This is a genomic window from Acidovorax sp. KNOB132 (assembly GCF_057541515.1).
On sequence record NZ_BAAJYT010000414.1, the window covers coordinates 1 to 2,207 of the forward strand.

General features: G+C 70.6%; 1 protein-coding gene. It reads left to right on the forward strand.

Translation table 11 applies throughout. From position 1 onward, the window contains the following. The coding region (locus AC27IO_RS23200) for a penicillin-binding protein 1A (protein ID WP_498741018.1) at positions 1-2,207 on the forward strand (2,207 nt) is incomplete at its 3' end.

The following is a 2,207-nucleotide window of genomic DNA, read 5'->3' on the forward strand; positions in this document are numbered from 1 at the left end:
CTGACGGCCGCGTGGCGGGGCCACGCCGCGCCGCTGCTGGCGCGCGCCTGGGCCTTCGCCGCCCGCCACCTGCGGTCCCGCCGCGCGGTGCTCTGGGCGTTGCTGGCCGTGCCCCTGGCCCTGCTGCTGTACGTGCTGGCCCTGGTCCCGTTCACCCCGGCCATCAGCGACATCCGCAAGGCCAAGACCGAACAGCCCGCGCAACTCGTCTCGGCCGATGGCCGCCTGCTGGCCGAATACAAATGGGTCAACCGCGAATGGGTGGCGCTGGAGGACATCGCCCCTTCGGTGAAGGACGCGCTCATCGCCACCGAGGACCACCGCTTCTACGACCACTTCGGCCTCGACTGGCGGCGCACCGGCTCGGCGCTGATCCGCACCCTGGGCGGCGACAAGCAGGGCGGCTCCACCATCACGCAGCAGCTCGCGCGCAACCTCTACCCCGAGGACATCGGCCGCGCGCCCACGCTCACGCGCAAGCTGAAGGAGGCCATCACCGCGCTCAAGATCGAGGTGCTGTACTCCAAGGACGAGATCCTGGAGACCTACCTGAACACCGTGCCGTTCCTGTACAACGCCTACGGCATCGAGATGGCCGCGCGCACGTACTTCGACAAGTCGGCCGACAAGCTCACCGTGCTGGAGAGCGCCACCCTGATCGGCATGCTCAAGGGCACGAGCTACTACAACCCCGTGCTCAACCCCGAGCGCGCGCAGGAGCGGCGCAACACCGTGCTGTCGCAGATGAAAAAGCGCGGCAAGCTCTCCGCCGAGCAGTACGACACCCTGTCGCGCCGGCCGCTGCGCATCCGCTTCGAGCGCCAGATCGAAACCGCCGGCCCCGCGCCGCACCTGGCGCAGCAGCTGCGCAAGCAGCTCATCGACTGGGCCGACCGCAACGGCTACAGCCTGTATGCCGACGGACTGGTGGTCCGCACCACCATCGATTCGCGCCTGCAGACCCTTGCCAACCAGGCGGTCGCCCGCCAGGGCCGGCAGCTGCAGGGCGTGGCCGACGGCGCCTGGGCCTCGCGCAGCGCCTGGAACCCCAAGGGCCCGCTGGTGCAGGCGCTGGTGCGCGAATCGGCGCAGTACGAGGCCGCCGTGGCCAAGGGCGCCACACCCGACGAAGCCCTGCAGGGCCTGCTGGACGACGCCGCTTTCATGCGCCAGCTGCGGCAGCAAAAGACGCGCGTGCAGGCCGGCTTCCTGGCGCTGGACCCGCGCAGCGGCGAGGTGAGAGCCTGGGTGGGCAGCCGCGATTTCGCCACCGACCCCTTCGACCACGTGCAGGCCGCACGCCGCCAGCCGGGCTCGACCTTCAAGCCGTTCGTGTACGGCGCGGCCTTCGCCAACGGGATGCTGCCCACCGACACGCTGATGGACGAGGCGGTGGAGATTCCCCTGGGCGGCCGCCAGGTCTGGCGCCCCACGGATGAAGGCCCGCCCAGCAACGCGCCCATGACGCTGGCCGACGGCCTGGCTTACTCCAAGAACACCATCACCGCGCAGGTCATGCAGAAGGTCGGCCCCGAGCGCGTGGCGCGGTGGGCGCAGGCCATGGGCGTGCGCGAGTCGCGCCTGGATGTGGTGCCCTCGCTGGCGCTGGGCACCAGCCCCGTCACGCTCAAGGAAATGGTGGCCGCTTACGGCACCATCGCCAACGGCGGCCAGTACCGCGCGCCCATCGTCATCACGCGCATCGAAGACAAGAACGGCAAGGTGCTGGAAGACTTCGCCCCTGCCGACCCCGAGCGGGCCGCGGGCCTTTCGGCCGTGCAGACCCTGCGCGACGCCATGCGCGGCGTGATCGACAAGGGCACGGGCGCCGCGATCCGCACCCGCTACGGCATCACCGCCGACGTGGCGGGCAAGACCGGCACCACGCAGGACAACACCGACGGCTGGTTCATCCTGATGCACCCGCAACTGGTGGCGGGGGCCTGGGCCGGCTTCAACGACGGCCGCATCACCTTGCGCAGCGATTACTGGGGGCAGGGCGCCCACAGCGCGCTGCCCATGGTGGGCGAGGTGTTCCAGCAGGCGCTGCGCACCAAGGTGATCGATGCGCGCGAGCGGTTCATCGACGAGGAGGAAAAGAGCGGCTGGGTGGACAACGCCGTGGGCGGCGTGCGCACCTGGGTCTACGACCTCTTCGGCCGCCGCACCGGTCCGGCCGCCGACACGCCACCGCCCGCGCAGGGCAT